15 protein-coding genes are annotated in these 17,424 nt (G+C 48.8%); 10 read left to right on the forward strand and 5 right to left on the reverse strand.

Annotation, left to right across the window (positions count from 1 at the left end):
• The first annotated feature begins 1 nt into the window (after window position 1).
• On the forward strand, window positions 2–1,519 hold the full coding sequence (lysS, locus tag H9644_RS02195) for a lysine--tRNA ligase (RefSeq protein ID WP_191772914.1): 1,518 nt from the start codon (window positions 2–4) through the stop codon (window positions 1,517–1,519).
• A 118-nt stretch (window positions 1,520–1,637) separates the two neighbouring features.
• On the opposite strand, the gene ghoT is transcribed toward lysS, so the two are convergent.
• The 4 genes from ghoT to yjdI form a co-directional block, all read right to left on the reverse strand.
• Entirely contained in the window at window positions 1,638–1,811 is a 174-nt protein-coding gene (gene ghoT / locus H9644_RS02200) for a type V toxin-antitoxin system toxin GhoT (protein ID WP_064525730.1), read from the reverse strand.
• A gap of 26 nt (window positions 1,812–1,837) precedes the next feature.
• The gene (gene ghoS, locus H9644_RS02205; protein WP_074399409.1) at window positions 1,838–2,134 is read right to left on the reverse strand and encodes a type V toxin-antitoxin system endoribonuclease antitoxin GhoS; all 297 of its coding nucleotides are present in this window, start codon (window positions 2,132–2,134) and stop codon (window positions 1,838–1,840) included.
• A gap of 230 nt (window positions 2,135–2,364) precedes the next feature.
• Window positions 2,365–2,637 carry a GNAT family N-acetyltransferase gene (locus H9644_RS02210; RefSeq protein ID WP_000405647.1) on the reverse strand — a complete coding sequence of 91 codons (273 nt, stop codon included), beginning with the start codon at window positions 2,635–2,637 and terminating at the stop codon, window positions 2,365–2,367.
• An 11-nt stretch (window positions 2,638–2,648) separates the two neighbouring features.
• The gene (gene yjdI, locus H9644_RS02215; protein ID WP_064525726.1) at window positions 2,649–2,879 is read right to left on the reverse strand and encodes a 4Fe-4S mono-cluster protein YjdI; all 231 of its coding nucleotides are present in this window, start codon (window positions 2,877–2,879) and stop codon (window positions 2,649–2,651) included.
• Window positions 2,880–3,058: 179 nt separating this feature from the next.
• On the opposite strand from yjdI, the gene H9644_RS02220 reads away from it, so the two are divergent.
• The 5 genes from H9644_RS02220 (at window position 3,059) to H9644_RS02240 (ending at window position 9,814) form a co-directional block, all read left to right on the forward strand.
• A complete protein-coding gene (locus tag H9644_RS02220; RefSeq protein WP_191772917.1) occupies window positions 3,059–4,690 on the forward strand; it encodes a sensor histidine kinase in 1,632 nt (543 codons plus the stop codon).
• Window positions 4,687–5,406: a two-component system response regulator DcuR gene (gene dcuR / locus H9644_RS02225; protein ID WP_064525723.1), complete on the forward strand. Its 720-nt coding sequence runs from the start codon at window positions 4,687–4,689 to the stop codon at window positions 5,404–5,406. The genes H9644_RS02220 and dcuR overlap by 4 nt, the downstream gene beginning before the upstream one ends.
• Window positions 5,407–5,976: 570 nt before the next feature.
• Window positions 5,977–7,317: an anaerobic C4-dicarboxylate transporter DcuB gene (gene dcuB / locus H9644_RS02230; protein ID WP_000899528.1), complete on the forward strand. Its 1,341-nt coding sequence runs from the start codon at window positions 5,977–5,979 to the stop codon at window positions 7,315–7,317.
• Window positions 7,318–7,394: 77 nt separating this feature from the next.
• Window positions 7,395–9,041, forward strand: a complete 1,647-nt coding sequence (gene fumB / locus H9644_RS02235; protein WP_191772926.1) for a class I fumarate hydratase — start codon at window positions 7,395–7,397, stop codon at window positions 9,039–9,041.
• Window positions 9,042–9,163: 122 nt separating this feature from the next.
• Window positions 9,164–9,814: a DUF2238 domain-containing protein gene (locus H9644_RS02240; protein ID WP_191772928.1), complete on the forward strand. Its 651-nt coding sequence runs from the start codon at window positions 9,164–9,166 to the stop codon at window positions 9,812–9,814.
• On the opposite strand, the gene melA is transcribed toward H9644_RS02240, so the two are convergent.
• On the reverse strand, window positions 9,811–11,166 hold the full coding sequence (gene melA / locus H9644_RS02245) for an alpha-galactosidase (RefSeq protein WP_191772930.1): 1,356 nt from the start codon (window positions 11,164–11,166) through the stop codon (window positions 9,811–9,813). The genes H9644_RS02240 and melA overlap by 4 nt on opposite strands.
• Before the next feature lie 282 nt (window positions 11,167–11,448).
• Here melA and melR point away from each other — a divergent pair, with 282 nt between their 5' ends.
• From melR to adiC, 4 genes are all read left to right on the forward strand, one after another.
• A complete protein-coding gene (gene melR / locus H9644_RS02250; RefSeq protein WP_064525714.1) occupies window positions 11,449–12,357 on the forward strand; it encodes a transcriptional regulator MelR in 909 nt (302 codons plus the stop codon).
• A gap of 198 nt (window positions 12,358–12,555) precedes the next feature.
• Window positions 12,556–14,823 carry an arginine decarboxylase gene (gene adiA, locus H9644_RS02255; RefSeq protein WP_191773013.1) on the forward strand — a complete coding sequence of 756 codons (2,268 nt, stop codon included), beginning with the start codon at window positions 12,556–12,558 and terminating at the stop codon, window positions 14,821–14,823.
• Window positions 14,824–15,156: 333 nt separating this feature from the next.
• A complete protein-coding gene (gene adiY / locus H9644_RS02260) occupies window positions 15,157–15,918 on the forward strand; it encodes a DNA-binding transcriptional activator AdiY (protein ID WP_064525708.1) in 762 nt (253 codons plus the stop codon).
• 136 nt (window positions 15,919–16,054) lie between these two features.
• Complete coding sequence (gene adiC, locus H9644_RS02265; protein WP_191772932.1) at window positions 16,055–17,392, forward strand: arginine/agmatine antiporter; 1,338 nt, start codon at window positions 16,055–16,057, stop codon at window positions 17,390–17,392.
• The last annotated feature ends 32 nt before the right edge of the window (window positions 17,393–17,424 follow it).

A 17,424-nucleotide genomic window follows, 5' to 3' on the forward strand; every position in this document is an offset into this window, starting at 1 on the left:
AATGTCTGAACAAGAAACACGAGGAGCCAATGAGGCTATTGATTTTAACGATGAATTGAGAAATCGTCGCGAAAAACTGGCAGCACTGCGTCAACAAGGAGTGGCGTTTCCCAATGATTTTCGCCGCGACCATACCTCTGACCAGTTGCACGAAGAGTTCGATGCGAAGGATAGCCAGGAACTGGAATCCTTAAACATTGAAGTCTCGGTTGCTGGACGAATGATGACCCGTCGTATCATGGGGAAAGCCTCCTTTGTAACGTTGCAGGATGTCGGTGGCCGTATTCAACTGTACGTTGCACGAGATAGCCTGCCAGAAGGTGTTTATAACGATCAGTTTAAAAAATGGGACCTGGGTGACATTATCGGTGCCCGCGGTACGCTGTTTAAGACGCAAACTGGTGAACTTTCCATTCACTGTACTGAGTTACGCCTGCTGACCAAAGCACTACGTCCTTTACCAGATAAATTCCATGGTTTGCAGGATCAGGAAGTCCGTTATCGTCAACGTTATCTCGACCTAATCGCTAACGATAAATCACGTCAAACTTTTGTTGTCCGTTCAAAAATTCTGGCCGCTATCCGCAAATTCATGGTTGCTCGTGGGTTTATGGAAGTAGAAACCCCGATGATGCAGGTAATCCCCGGTGGGGCATCTGCTCGTCCGTTTATCACTCATCACAATGCCCTTGATTTGGATATGTACCTGCGTATTGCGCCGGAGCTGTATCTGAAACGTCTGGTTGTTGGTGGTTTTGAGCGGGTATTCGAAATCAACCGTAACTTCCGTAATGAAGGTATTTCTGTACGTCATAATCCTGAGTTCACGATGATGGAGCTTTACATGGCGTATGCGGATTATCACGACTTGATTGAGCTTACAGAGTCGCTGTTCCGTACCCTGGCACAGGATGTACTGGGTACCACTAAAGTCACTTACGGTGAGCATGTGTTTGATTTCGGCAAGCCGTTTGAAAAACTCACCATGCGCGAAGCAATCAAAAAATATCGTCCAGAAACCGATATGGCCGACCTGGATAATTTTGATGCCGCTAAAGCATTAGCTGAATCTATCGGTATTACAGTAGAGAAAAGCTGGGGGCTGGGACGTATTGTCACCGAAATCTTTGATGAAGTGGCAGAAGCACATCTGATTCAGCCAACCTTTATTACTGAGTATCCGGCAGAAGTGTCACCGCTGGCACGCCGTAATGATGTTAACCCGGAAATCACCGACCGTTTTGAATTCTTCATCGGTGGTCGTGAAATCGGTAATGGTTTTAGCGAATTAAACGACGCAGAAGATCAGGCTGAACGTTTCCAGGAACAGGTTAACGCTAAAGCTGCAGGTGACGACGAAGCTATGTTCTATGACGAAGATTACGTGACTGCGCTGGAATATGGTCTGCCGCCAACCGCTGGTCTGGGTATTGGTATCGACCGAATGATTATGCTGTTTACTAACAGTCATACTATTCGCGACGTTATTCTCTTCCCGGCGATGCGTCCACAGAAATAAGTTTCACTTTAATGAACGAAGCAGCCAGGCGACTGCTTCGTTCGTCGTTCCGCAAATCCAGTTTTGAGGAGAGACGCTTCGTTTCAAGATAACCAGCGGGTCCACTCAACCACAGCTCCTAAAAAAGAGAAAAAAGTAATGCCACAGGCAGACTCATTGGCCAGGTTATGCCTACCAGGAATGCACTAAGTAAACGAATATGTGTTTTCTCATGCGAGATAAACCAGATAATGACAAAGGATATGTTCACACCAATCACATAAAAAATTAATATTTTAGAGAATAGTGTCATTTTGAATATCTTCTTATCCTTCCCATCTATTTGTAAAACTGACGAAAATAGTCGTCGACTATCATAATGTTGAGGTCAAAATCAATATCCGGTAAGTCTAAGCATTTGAGCCTGATTAAATCTTCAATTTCACTTGCGGCTAATGATGTCGTTATTGCGAAAGAATTTTCATTCAATTGTCGTGGTATTCCGTACTCATCAGCCACTATAGAGGAAAAATTCATATCATACATCAATGATCTTAACCTTAAGAAAACTGAGGAATAAGATGATGGATAATCAAAAGAAACAACATAAGTATTGAACTTTTTTTTACCTTCCATAATATGACTCCTATCAATATTAAATGCCCTGGGGATGCAAAATTTATTAACCCCGATTGTTCCTTCTCATTCATATAGGAGATATTCTTTTTTTTGCTCAGTAGAGGGGATGATTTGGGACAAAAAAACGCTCTCTCTGACCATTCTTTGTGCATCCCCCTACCCTTCAGATACTCCCATGCATCACACCACGGAGCGCATAAAAAATATCGTTACTCCGTACTCTCCCATCAACTGCGAATATCATCATACTCACGCGTTTTATCAAATTCATGTTTCGCAAACGGGCATAGTGGGATAATTTTTCGTTTTTCACGGCGCATTTTTTCCACGACTTTCGCCACCAGTTGTTTACCAATCCCTTGTCCTTTCAGGCTTTCATCGACATCGGTATGTTCGATAATCGCTAAATTCTCTCCGGTCGGCACAAAGACAATTTCAGCGATTTGCTTGCCCTGTTCGTCATTGATGTAAAATTTATTGTGGCCTTCACGTATTTCCATTTTTCCCTCACTTATTTATGACGATATTTCAGCGCGCCGCTCGGGCACGTATCAATCACTTTCACTACAGTGGCAACGTCGACTTCATCCGGCATGATCCACGGCTTACGTTTGAGATTAAATAACTTGCCGTTGCCACGTACGCAATTGCCGGAATGCTGACATATTGCAGAGTTAAAATAGACATCAATCTTTTCGCCGGTATAGCAGCGATAACCGGTATCCACTAGCTCTTGATCCATAAACAACCCTCCATCCTGAGTATGATTTTCGCTATAAGCATAGCCCGGAATCTTCATACAGCACTGGCTGTTTCAGTTGTCAGAGCCTCTTCCCCTATATAGCCAATCATTCTTACTCCCTTTGAATTACCCGCCTCATCAGGGATAATGCTTAAGAAATTTGTCACACAAGGAAGCTGATGAGACATTCATTGCCCTACCGCATGCTACGCAAACGTCCGATGAAGTTGAGTACCACAGTGATCTTAATGGTCAGCGCGGTGCTGTTCTCGGTGCTGTTGGTGGTGCATCTGATTTACTTCTCGCAAATCAGTGACATGACGCGTGACGGACTGGCCAACAAGGCGCTGGCTGTAGCGCGTACCCTTGCCGATTCGCCGGAAATCCGTCAGGGCTTGCAGAAAAAACCGCAGGACAGCGATATCCAGGCCATCGCGGAAGCCGTGCGCAAACGTAACGATCTGCTGTTTATTGTCGTTACCGATATGCAAAGCCTTCGCTACTCGCACCCTGAACCCCAGCGTATTGGTCAGCCATTTAAAGGTGATGACATCCTTAAAGCGCTGAATGGCGAAGAAAATGTTGCTATCAATCGCGGCTTTCTCGCGCAGGCCTTGCGCGTATTTACCCCCATCTATGATGAAAATGATAAACAGATTGGCGTAGTGGCGATCGGCCTTGAATTAAGCCGTGTGACCCAACAGATCAACGACAGTCGCTGGAGTATTATCTGGTCGGTGTTATTTGGCATGCTGGTAGGGCTCATCGGCACCTGCATTCTGGTTAAGGTGCTGAAAAAAATGCTTTTCGGTCTGGAACCCTACGAAATCTCCACCCTGTTTGAACAACGCCAGGCTATGTTGCAGTCAATAAAAGAAGGCGTTGTGGCCGTGGACGATCGCGGCGAAGTCACGCTAATCAACGATGCCGCGCAGGAGTTGCTTAACTACCACAAATCGCAGGATGACGAGAATCTCTCAACGCTAAGTCAGGCATGGTCACAGGTGGTGGATGTCTCGGCAGTGTTACGCAACGGTACGTCGCGCCGTGACGAAGAGATTACCGTCAAAGATCGGCTATTACTGATCAACACCGTTCCGGTGCGCAGTAATGGCATTATCATCGGTGCCATTTCAACCTTCAGAGACAAAACTGAAGTACGTAAACTGATGCAGCGACTCGATGGCCTGGTCAACTATGCTGACGCACTTCGTGAACGATCCCACGAATTTATGAATAAATTGCACGTGATTCTCGGATTATTGCATCTGAAGAGTTATAAGCAGTTGGAAGATTACATTCTCAAAACAGCCAATAACTATCAGGAAGAGATTGGCTCTCTGCTGGGCAAGATCAAATCTCCGGTTATCGCTGGTTTTTTAATCAGCAAGATTAACCGCGCGACCGATTTAGGCCATACGTTGATTTTAAACAGCGAAAGCCAGTTGCCAGACAGCGGCAGTGAAGACCAGGTTGCGACGCTGATTACCACGCTGGGAAACCTGATAGAAAACGCACTAGAGGCATTAGGGCCGGAACCCGGTGGCGAAATCAGCGTAACATTGCACTACCGCCACGGCTGGCTGCACTGTGAAGTTAACGATGATGGCCCGGGGATCGCCCCCGAAAAAATCGCTCACATTTTTGACAAAGGTGTCTCGACTAAAGGAAGCGAACGAGGCGTCGGTTTAGCACTTGTCAAACAACAGGTAGAAAATCTCGGCGGCAGTATCGCCGTAGAATCGGAACCCGGGATTTTCACACAATTTTTTGTCCAGATACCCTGGGACGGGGAGAAGTCGAGCAAATGATCAATGTATTAATTATCGATGATGACGCAATGGTGGCGGAGCTGAATCGCCGATACGTGGCGCAGATCCCGGGCTTTCAATGCTGCGGAACGGCCTCGACACTGGAAAAAGCCAAAGAGATTATTTTCAACAGCGACACGCCTATTGACCTGATATTGCTCGATATCTATATGCAGAAAGAGAACGGGCTCGATTTACTTCCGGTACTGCATAACGCTCGCTGCAAAAGCGATGTGATTGTCATCTCTTCCGCCGCCGATGCCGCGACGATTAAAGATTCGCTGCATTACGGCGTTGTTGATTACCTGATCAAACCCTTCCAGGCATCACGCTTTGAAGAGGCGCTCACCGGCTGGCGACAAAAGAAAATGGCGCTGGAGAAGCATCAATATTATGACCAGGCCGAACTGGATCAGCTGATCCACGGCAGTAGTTCCAACGAACAGGACACTCGCCGCCTGCCGAAAGGGTTAACACCGCAGACCCTTCGTACGCTGTGCCAGTGGATCGACGCTCATCAGGATTATGAGTTTTCAACCGACGAGTTGGCCAACGAGGTGAACATCTCGCGCGTTTCCTGTCGCAAATACCTAATCTGGCTGGTCAACTGCCACATCTTATTTACCAGCATCCATTATGGCGTAACTGGTCGTCCGGTTTACCGTTACCGTATTCAAGCGGAACATTACTCATTGCTGAAACAATATTGCCAATAACACATCCCTGGTTATCCGCAAGTAACAATTATTGCAGTAATGCAAAAGAACACTGGCACAAGTTACATCACCCATCAGTAAAACTTGTGCCAGATCAAATATAATTATCCCCTTCTCATCCCAGCAATTTAATATTCTTTAGGATAAATAGTGTTTTTAATTTCAAAACGCTAACAAAAGTTAATTAACTATTATGTCACCCGCATTATGTGTATTTTTACCCACAAATGGGTAGATCAGAATAATCTATAACCTAAATGATAATCACCCTTAGAACATAAAACATACTAATAAATATCAATAAGATAGTGAAAAACAAACCATTAACATCTGCGCAGCACAAACTATAACCCCATCGCCAGAGAGTATTTTTCTCTGAAAAAGTCGCTTATCACAGTGTATTAATTTATCGCTGCCTGAATCAGCCAATATTCACTGTGAAGTAATTACTCAGGCCAGTAACGACCAAAAGGATATTTAGTCAGGCTCTGAAAAAAGTTCATACGAAACAGAACGAGACTGCGTTCTATTCAGTAGAAATTTAAATGGGATTATCGTGAGGGGTCACAAATGTTATTTACTATCCAACTTATCATAATATTGATATGTCTGTTCTATGGTGCCAGAAAGGGCGGTATCGCACTAGGTTTATTAGGCGGTATCGGCCTCGTCATTCTGGTATTCGTCTTCCATCTTCAGCCGGGTAAACCACCGGTTGACGTTATGCTGGTTATCATCGCGGTGGTGGCGGCATCGGCCACATTGCAAGCCTCGGGCGGCCTTGACGTCATGCTGCAAATTGCCGAGAAACTGCTGCGCCGCAATCCGAAATATGTCTCCATTGTCGCGCCGTTTGTTACCTGTACGCTGACCATTCTTTGCGGTACAGGTCACGTGGTTTACACCATCCTGCCAATCATCTACGACGTGGCAATTAAGAACAATATCCGTCCGGAACGTCCGATGGCGGCAAGTTCTATCGGTGCACAGATGGGGATTATCGCAAGCCCGGTGTCGGTTGCGGTAGTATCACTGGTCGCAATGCTGGGTAACGTTACCTTTGATGGTCGTCATCTTGAGTTCCTCGACCTGCTTGCTATCACCATTCCATCTACTTTGTTAGGTATCCTGGCAATCGGTATCTTCAGTTGGTTCCGCGGTAAGGATCTGGATAAAGACGAAGAGTTCCAGAAATTCATCTCCGTACCGGAAAACCGTGAATACGTTTACGGTGATACCGCGACGCTGCTGGATAAAAAGCTGCCGAAAAGTAACTGGCTGGCTATGTGGATCTTCCTCGGGGCAATCGCCGTGGTCGCACTTCTCGGTGCTGATTCGGACCTGCGTCCATCCTTCGGCGGCAAACCGCTGTCGATGGTGCTGGTTATTCAAATGTTTATGCTGCTAACCGGCGCGCTGATTATTATCCTGACCAAAACCAATCCCGCGTCTATCTCAAAAAACGAAGTCTTCCGTTCCGGTATGATCGCCATCGTGGCGGTGTACGGTATTGCATGGATGGCAGAAACCATGTTCGGTGCGCATATGTCTGAAATTCAGGGCGTACTGGGTGAAATGGTGAAAGAGTATCCGTGGGCCTATGCCATTGTTCTGCTGCTGGTTTCCAAGTTTGTAAACTCCCAGGCCGCGGCGCTGGCGGCGATTGTTCCTGTCGCACTGGCGATTGGCGTTGACCCGGCTTACATCGTGGCTTCAGCACCGGCTTGCTACGGTTATTATATCCTGCCGACCTATCCGAGCGATCTGGCAGCGATTCAGTTTGACCGTTCCGGCACCACCCACATCGGTCGCTTCGTCATCAACCACAGCTTTATTCTGCCAGGGTTGATTGGCGTGAGCGTATCTTGCGTCTTTGGCTGGATCTTCGCCGCGATGTACGGGTTCTTATAAATGCACTTTGCGTGCCGCCCGTCGCTGTGCGGCACGCCATTTTCGTATAACAAATACAGAGTTACAGGCTGGAAGCTATGTCAAACAAACCATTTATCTACCAGGCGCCTTTCCCGATGGGGAAAGACAATACCGAATACTATCTGCTCACTTCCGATTACGTTAGCGTTGCCGAATTCGACGGCGAAACCATTCTGAAGGTGGAAGCAGAAGCCCTGACCCTGCTGGCGCAGCAAGCCTTCCACGACGCCTCTTTCATGCTCCGCCCGGCACACCAGAAACAGGTTGCTTCTATTCTTCACGACCCTGAAGCCAGCGAGAACGATAAGTACGTGGCGCTGCAATTCTTGAGAAACTCCGAAATCGCCGCCAAAGGTGTACTGCCGACCTGCCAGGATACCGGCACCGCGATCATTGTTGGTAAAAAAGGTCAGCGCGTATGGACCGGCGGCGGTGATGAAGAAGCACTGTCGAAAGGTGTCTATAACACTTATATCGAAGATAACCTGCGCTATTCACAAAACGCACCGCTGGACATGTACAAAGAGGTCAACACCGGCACTAACCTGCCTGCGCAAATCGACCTGTACGCGGTGGATGGCGATGAGTACAAATTCCTCTGCGTCGCCAAAGGCGGCGGCTCTGCCAACAAAACCTATCTCTATCAGGAAACTAAAGCCCTACTGACTCCGGGTAAACTGAAAAACTTCCTCGTCGAGAAAATGCGTACCCTCGGTACTGCAGCTTGCCCGCCGTACCATATCGCGTTTGTGATTGGCGGCACTTCTGCGGAAACCAACCTGAAAACCGTCAAGTTAGCAAGTGCTCACTATTATGATGAACTGCCGACTGAAGGGAACGAACACGGTCAGGCGTTCCGCGATGTACAACTGGAACAGGAACTGCTCGAAGAAGCCCAGAAACTCGGCCTCGGCGCGCAATTTGGCGGTAAATATTTTGCCCACGATATCCGCGTAATCCGCCTGCCGCGTCACGGCGCTTCCTGCCCGGTCGGTATGGGCGTTTCCTGCTCCGCTGACCGTAACATCAAAGCGAAAATTAACCGCGAAGGTATCTGGATCGAAAAACTGGAACACAACCCAGGCCAGTACATTCCGGAAGAACTGCGCCAGGCTGGTGAAGGCGAAGCGGTGAAAGTCGATCTCAACCGCCCGATGAAAGAGATCCTCGCCCAGCTTTCGCAATATCCGGTGTCCACTCGTTTGTCGCTCACCGGCACCATTATCGTGGGTCGCGATATTGCGCACGCCAAGCTGAAAGAGCTGATCGACGCTGGTAAAGAGCTGCCGCAGTACATCAAAGATCACCCGATCTACTACGCGGGTCCGGCAAAAACACCCGCCGGTTATCCTTCTGGTTCACTTGGCCCAACCACAGCAGGCCGGATGGACTCCTACGTGGATCTGCTGCAATCCCACGGCGGTAGCATGATCATGCTGGCGAAAGGTAACCGCAGTCAGCAGGTCACCGACGCATGTCATAAACATGGCGGCTTCTACCTCGGCAGCATCGGCGGCCCGGCGGCGGTACTGGCGCAGCAGAGCATCAAGCATCTGGAATGCGTCGCTTATCCGGAACTGGGTATGGAAGCAATCTGGAAAATCGAAGTAGAAGATTTCCCGGCGTTTATCCTGGTCGATGACAAAGGCAACGACTTCTTCCAGCAAATCGTCAACAAACAGTGCGCGAACTGCACTAAGTAACCTCTTCGGCCCGGCGCCTGGCGGCATGCTGCCAGGTGATCCCCCCGGGCCACCTCTTCTGCAGTTGTAATTTCACACTTGCTGGTGAATAGTCAGTATTTTCCCTGACTTGCGAACTCACCATGATCCGCACACTCAAGCCATTAATTCTTAACTCCGGCGCGCTGGTACTAACGTTAATCCTGATTTACACCGGCATTTCGGCCCATGACAAACTCACCTGGTTGATGGAGGTGACACCCGTGATTATCGTGGTGCCACTACTGCTTGCCACCGCCAGATGTTACCCGTTAACACCGCTTCTCTATACGCTGATTTTCTTTCACGCCATCATCCTGATGGTCGGCGGGCAGTACACCTACGCGAAAGTCCCCATCGGTTTTGACGTGCAGGAGTGGTTAGGATTGAGCCGTAATCCGTATGACAAGCTGGGACATTTTTTCCAGGGGCTGGTACCTGCGCTGGTGGCACGAGAAATCCTCGTGCGTGGGATGTACGTGCGTGGACGTAAAATGGTGGCGTTTCTGGTCTGCTGCGTAGCGCTGGCGATTAGCGCGATGTATGAACTGATCGAGTGGTGGGCGGCGCTGGCGATGGGCCAGGGAGCGGATGATTTTCTCGGTACTCAGGGCGACCAGTGGGACACGCAATCCGATATGTTCTGTGCGCTGCTGGGCGCATTAACTACCGTGATATTGCTCGCTCGTCTTCACTGTCGCCAGTTACGGCGCTATGGCCTTATCACCAGAGCGCCGGAAGCAATTACACCTTAGCGGTGCAACCAGCCAGGCAGCCAGTCGCCGTGAGCGGCAATCAGGTCGTCAACAAGAGCATAAATTTCGTCAATGCCCAGCACGGCGGCGGTGTGCGGGTCCATCATTGCGGCGTGGTAAACACGGTCACGGTTTTCGGTGAGAATGGCTTCGGTCAGCAGCGTCTGTACGTTGATATTGGTTTGCATCAGGGCAGCCAGATGCGAAGGCAGCGTACCGACTTTGGTTGGCTGAATACCATTGGCGTCAACCAGACAGGCCACTTCCACACAGCATCCTTGCGGCAGGTTATCAATCAAACCATCGTTACGGACGTTGCCGTAAATTACACTCGGTTCACCGGTCCAGATAGCGTTCATAATCGTACTGGCATATTCCCGCGACGGTTTAATATCAATCCGGGAGGCGTTCTTATACTCCTCCAGCTCTTTATGCCAGTTCGCCAACTGTTCAACACAGCGTTTCGGATACTCATCTAACGGCACTTTATAACGCTCAATCAAATCCTCGCGACCTGGTTTAATAAACCAGGGCGTGTATTCGGCAAAGTGTTCTGACGATTCCGTGACGAAGTAGCCCAGCTTTTTGAACATTTCATAGCGCACAATATTCTGGCAACGGGTATTACCATGAATATTCGGTTTCGGTGCCTGGCCTGCGTCATAAGCCGCCAGCAATTCCGGGTAGAGATCCACGTAACTGCCGTCTGCGGTTTTGCGCTCCAGCTCCAGGTAGAACGCCATATGGTTAATACCTGCGCAACGATAACGCAGCGTGGACGGATCGATGTTCAGGTCGCGGGCCAGCTCTTCCGCCGTTCCCTGCACCGAGTGGCACAGCCCCACCTGTTTGATATGCGGATAGCGGGCATACATCGCCCAGGTATTCATCGCCATCGGGTTAACGTAATTGAGCATGGTGGCATCGGGGCAAACTTCCGTCATGTCCTCGCAAATCTGCCACAGATGTGGAATGGTACGTAGCGCACGCATAATGCCGCCCGGCCCCAGCGTATCGGCAATGGTTTGTTCCAGACCGTGGCGCTTACAGATCTCAAAATCCGTCACCGTGCAGGGTTCATAACCGCCAATCTGAAACGCCACCACGACAAAATCGGCGTCCTGTAAGGCTTCTTTCTGTTCGGTGTGACAGGTGATTTTGCCGCTGGCCCCTGCTGAATCCATCAACTTGCGCACCACAATGTGCGACTCTTCCAGGCGGGTGGGATCAATGTCCATCAGAGCGATATGCGCCGTTTTCAGCGCCTCACGGTGAAACACATCACCTAGAATATTTTTAACGAAAATTGTCGAACCAGCGCCGATAAATGTAATTTTGGGTGCAGACATCATGCAGATCTCCTGGCTTGCTTGAATGTCGTCATCATGGCAGGCGATACCACAGAAAACTTCCGGCTTCCCCGCTGAACATTCCCGTAAACTCAGATCCTGAGTGAAGCATCAGTAAATCTGAGTTTATGGGAATAAATTACTTAAAAAGCAGAGATTTCGGCCTTCTGCTGCTCGGACGATCCCCTCGTCCCTCCGGGAAGAGGGCGAAAACCGTGCTCCCATTCGCAGTCATCCTCACCTGCTCATGTCATAATTCTGATAATCCAGGAAAGAGAGCCATCCATGAATACTGATACCTTTATGTGTAGCAGCGATGAAAAGCAGACCCGCAGCCCGCTATCTCTGTACTCGGAATATCAGCGAATGGAGATTGAGTTTCGTGCACCACATATCATGCCCACCAGCCACTGGCATGGTCAGGTCGAAGTGAATGTGCCTTTCGATGGCGATGTGGAATACCTGATCAACAATGAAAAAGTGAATATCAATCAGGGGCATATCACGCTGTTCTGGGCCTGTACGCCACATCAGCTAACAGATACAGGAACCTGTCAGAGCATGGCGATTTTTAATTTACCGATGCATCTGTTTCTCTCCTGGCCGCTGGATAAAGACCTTATAAACCACGTCACTCACGGTATGGTGATCAAATCACTGGCGACACAACAGCTTAGTCCGTTTGAAGTGCGTCGCTGGCAGCAGGAACTCAACAGCCCAAATGAGCAAATCCGCCAGCTCGCCATTGATGAAATTGGCCTGATGCTCAAGCGATTTAGTCTCTCTGGCTGGGAGCCGGTTCTGGTCAATAAAACCTCGCGTACGCACAAAAACAGCGTCTCGCGCCATGCACAGTTTTATGTCAGCCAGATGTTGGGCTTTATTGCAGAAAACTACGATCAAGCGCTAACCATCAACGACGTGGCCGAGCATGTCAAACTTAACGCCAACTATGCGATGGGGATCTTCCAGCGGGTAATGCAATTGACGATGAAACAGTACATTACGGCGATGCGCATCAACCACGTTCGCGCGTTACTGAGCGATACCGATAAAAGTATTCTCGATATTGCCCTGACAGCAGGTTTTCGTTCGAGCAGTCGCTTTTACAGCACTTTCGGCAAATATGTCGGTATGTCGCCGCAAAAATACCGCAAACTTAGCCAACAACGCCGCCAGACGCTTCCCGGATAAAGATGATATCAGTATCAGCCAAAAAAATAGTTTAGCTGTCGATAATAAGCAGTGAAAACAACTTTAAAAATCAATGTAATCACTTGTTTATAAAAATAAAAAAAACAAAAGCGACTGTTTTTCACTCGCTTTACAGCCTGAAATACCCAGAAGATACTTGCCCGCAACAAAGATTCCTTCATAACCGGGTAAGCAATGATGAAAGTATTAATTGTTGAAAGCGAGTTTCTCCATCAGGACACCTGGGTCGGTAGCGCCGTTGAGCGTCTGGCAAATGCATTAAGCCAGCAAAATGTTACCGTGATTAAATCCACCTCCTTTGATGACGGCTTTGCCATTCTCTCTTCAAATGAGGCCATTGATTGTCTGATGTTCAGCTATCAAATGGAACATCCAGACGAACATCAAAACGTCAGAGAATTGATCGGTAAGCTTCATGAGCGCCAACAAAACGTGCCGGTCTTCCTGTTGGGCGATCGGGAAAAAGCCCTCGCTGCAATGGATCGCGACCTGCTGGAGCTTGTCGATGAATTCGCCTGGATTCTGGAAGATACCTCCGATTTTATTGCTGGACGCGCCGTTGCTGCGATGACCCGCTATCGTCAGCAACTGTTACCGCCACTGTTCAGCGCGCTGATGAAATATAGCGACATCCACGAGTATTCCTGGGCCGCACCGGGCCACCAGGGTGGTGTCGGCTTTACCAAAACGCCAGCTGGACGTTTCTACCATGACTATTATGGTGAAAATCTGTTCCGTACCGACATGGGCATCGAAAGAACTTCCCTTGGTTCTTTACTTGACCATACTGGCGCATTTGGCGAAAGCGAAAAATATGCCGCGCGCGTATTTGGCGCCGATCGTTCCTGGTCAGTCGTCGTCGGGACTTCTGGCTCTAACCGCACCATCATGCAGGCTTGCATGACCGATAACGATGTGGTGGTCGTTGACCGTAACTGCCACAAATCCATCGAACAAGGCTTAATGCTGACTGGCGCGAAACCGGTCTACATGGTGCCAAGCCGCAACCGCTACGGCATTATCGGGCCAATCTACCCGCAGGAAATGCAGCCTGAAACCTTACAGAAGAAAATCAGCGAAAGCCCGCTGACCAAAGATAAAGTTGGGCAAAAACCCTCTTACTGCGTGGTAACCAACTGCACCTACGACGGCGTCTGCTACAACGCCAAAGAAGCGCAGGATCTGCTGGAAAAAACCTCCGATCGTCTGCACTTCGACGAAGCCTGGTACGGTTATGCGCGTTTTAACCCGATCTATGCCGATCACTACGCCATGCGCGGTGAACCGGGCGATCATAACGGCCCAACCGTTTTCGCGACCCACTCCACTCACAAACTGCTGAATGCGCTGTCGCAGGCGTCTTACATTCATGTGCGTGAAGGCCGTGGCGCGATTAACTTCTCTCGCTTTAATCAGGCATATATGATGCATGCCACCACTTCTCCGTTGTATGCCATCTGCGCATCAAACGATGTGGCAGTATCGATGATGGACGGCAATAGCGGCCTGTCGCTGACGCAGGAAGTGATCGACGAAGCGGTCGATTTCCGTCAGGCAATGGCGCGGTTGTATAAAGAATTTACCGACGAAGGAAACTGGTTCTTTAAACCGTGGAATAAAGACGTGGTTACCGACCCGGAAACTGGCAAAACCTATGACTTTGCCGACGCGCCGAGCAAACTGCTGACCACCGTTCAGGACTGCTGGGTAATGCACCCAGGCGAAAGCTGGCACGGCTTTAAAGATATCCCGGACAACTGGAGCATGCTCGACCCGATTAAAGTCAGCATCCTCGCGCCGGGGATGGGAGAAGACGGCGAACTGGAAGAGACTGGCGTACCTGCTGCACTGGTCACCGCCTGGCTTGGTCGTCACGGCATTGTGCCAACCCGCACCACTGACTTCCAGATTATGTTCCTGTTCTCTATGGGCGTAACCCGTGGGAAATGGGGAACTCTGGTTAACACACTTTGCTCTTTCAAACGCCACTACGACGCTAATACACCGCTGGCGCTGGTGATGCCGGAACTTGCTGCGCAATATCCTGACACTTACGCGAATATGGGTATTCACGATCTGGGCGACAAAATGTTTGCCTGGCTGAAAGAAAACAACCCAGGCGCACGGTTGAACGAAGCCTATTCTGGCCTGCCGGTGGCTGAAATCACCCCGCGTGAAGCCTACAACGCGATTGTCGATAACAACGTCGAACTGGTATCCATTGAAAACCTGCCTGGACGTATTGCGGCGAACTCTGTCATCCCGTATCCGCCAGGAATCCCAATGCTGCTCTCTGGCGAAAACTTCGGCGATAAAAACAGTCCGCAGGTAAGCTATTTACGCTCACTACAATCCTGGGATCATCATTTCCCTGGTTTCGAACACGAAACTGAAGGTACCGAAATTATTGATGGTATTTACCACGTGATGTGTGTGAAAGCGTAACCACTATTCCGCTGAAGGCGTAATTGTTTAAATAACATTACGCCGCCTGGCCTGAGGCCTTTTGAGTATGGCAACGTTTTCATAAAAATTGCTGCAAACAAAAATGTCATACTTTTTGCGCGGTCCCACCCCGCGCTTTTTTTTGCCTGTTATTTACACTTTTTCAGCATGTAAAAATTTTTGTACATGAGAAATTACTATAAAAATTTGTAATATTAGTAAAACACGTTATTTTTATGCATGTTTTGATTCGTCATACAATTATATAACCATTTCCCCGTATCGCTCTTCCTGGCGAAAACGGGTCTTTTATTTGCATTCAGGAGTACATGTATGAGGATTTGCAGCGACCAACCTTGTATTGTTTTATTGACTGAAAAAGATGTCTGGTTAAGGGTGAATGGGAAAGAACCTATAAGCCTGAAGGCTAACCACATGGCGTTATTAAGTTGTGAAAATAATATTATTGATGTCTCCTCACTTAATAACACTTTGGTTGCGCAAATTAGTCATGACATCATCAAAGATTACCTCCGTTTTCTGAATAAAGATCTCTCAAAAATACCCGTCTGGCAACGAAGCGCTACCCCAGTCCTGGCCTTACCATGCCTGACACTAGACCTCTTTCGCGTCGCGGCTCAACATAGCATGATGCCCGCTGAAACAGAGTCAGAAAAAGAGCGTACTCGTGCATTATTATTCACTGTGCTATCACGTTTCCTCGACAGTAAAAAATTCCTTTCTCTTATGATGTATATGTTACGTAATTGTGTAAGTGACAGCGTTTATCAAATAATTGAAAGCGATATTCATAAAGACTGGAATCTTAGTATGGTAGCCAGCTGTTTATGTCTAAGCCCCAGCTTGTTAAAGAAAAAACTGAAAAGTGAAAACACCAGTTATAGCCAAATAATCACCACCTGCCGTATGCGTTATGCCGTAAATGAATTAATGATGGACGGCAAAAATATCTCACAGGTATCACAATCCTGCGGCTACAACAGCACTTCCTATTTTATATCTGTATTTAAAGACTTCTATGGTATGACGCCTCTCCATTATGTTAGTCAGCACAGAGAACGTTCTGTCGCCTGATTTATAACCTGAACGAAGAGCTATATTAATAACAGCATCAGCGATAACCCGGTTGAGAATAATTCAACTCGCGAATGTAGGCGTATGATATGACTTAATTTATTGTCATGAAGCTCACCTTCGCAGGAGTTTAATTATGTCTTCGGATGCTGACGCTCACAAAGTGGGCTTAATCCCCGTCACTCTGATGGTGTCGGGGAATATTATGGGGTCAGGTGTTTTTCTGTTACCTGCAAACCTGGCCTCGACTGGCGGGATTGCCATATATGGATGGTTGGTGACGATTATCGGTGCGTTGGCTTTGTCGATGGTCTACGCCAAAATGTCTTTCCTCGATCCCAGCCCTGGCGGTTCATACGCCTACGCGCGCCGCTGCTTTGGCCCTTTCCTCGGGTATCAAACAAACGTTCTCTACTGGCTGGCCTGCTGGATCGGCAATATTGCCATGGTGGTCATTGGCGTAGGATATTTAAGCTACTTCTTCCCCATCCTCAAAGATCCGTTGGTATTAACCATCACCTGTGTGGTGGTGCTGTGGATCTTCGTTCTGCTTAATATCGTCGGTCCAAAAATGATCACCCGCGTGCAGGCTGTCGCCACTGTGCTGGCGCTGATCCCCATTGTCGGGATTGCCGTATTCGGCTGGTTCTGGTTCCACAGTGAAACGTATATGGCAGCATGGAACGTGAGTGGGCTGGGTACTTTCGGTGCGATTCAAAGTACCTTAAACGTAACGTTGTGGTCGTTTATTGGGGTAGAAAGTGCTTCCGTTGCGGCGGGCGTGGTGAAAAACCCGAAACGCAACGTGCCTATCGCCACCATTGGCGGGGTGTTGATTGCCGCCGTCTGCTACGTGCTCTCGACCACTGCAATTATGGGGATGATCCCTAATGCCGCGCTGCGCGTTTCCGCCTCACCTTTTGGCGATGCCGCGCGAATGGCGCTGGGTGATACCGCTGGGGCCATTGTCTCCTTCTGCGCAGCGGCAGGTTGCTTAGGCTCGCTGGGCGGCTGGACACTACTGGCCGGGCAAACGGCGAAAGCGGCTGCCGATGACGGTCTATTCCCCCCTATTTTTGCCCGCGTTAACAAAGCGGGTACCCCTGTTGCCGGGTTGATTATCGTTGGAATTCTGATGACTATCTTCCAGTTCAGCAGCATCTCGCCAAACGCAACCAAAGAGTTTGGTCTGGTGTCTTCCGTATCGGTGATCTTTACCCTCGTGCCTTATCTTTACACCTGTGCCGCTTTACTGCTTTTAGGTCACGGTCACTTTGGCAAAGCGCGCCCGGCGTACCTGACCATCACAACTATCGCCTTCCTTTACTGTATCTGGGCGGTGGTCGGTTCTGGCGCACAAGAGGTCATGTGGTCATTCGTCACTCTGATGGTAATAACAGCCATGTACGCGCTGAACTACAACCGGATGCATAAAAACCCCTATCCTTTAGATGCACCGATCAGTAAAGATTAAGTCCCCCCTTAATCCAGCAAACGCATAAGCCA

Source organism: Escherichia whittamii, from assembly GCF_014836715.1.
Lineage (GTDB): Bacteria > Pseudomonadota > Gammaproteobacteria > Enterobacterales > Enterobacteriaceae > Escherichia > Escherichia whittamii.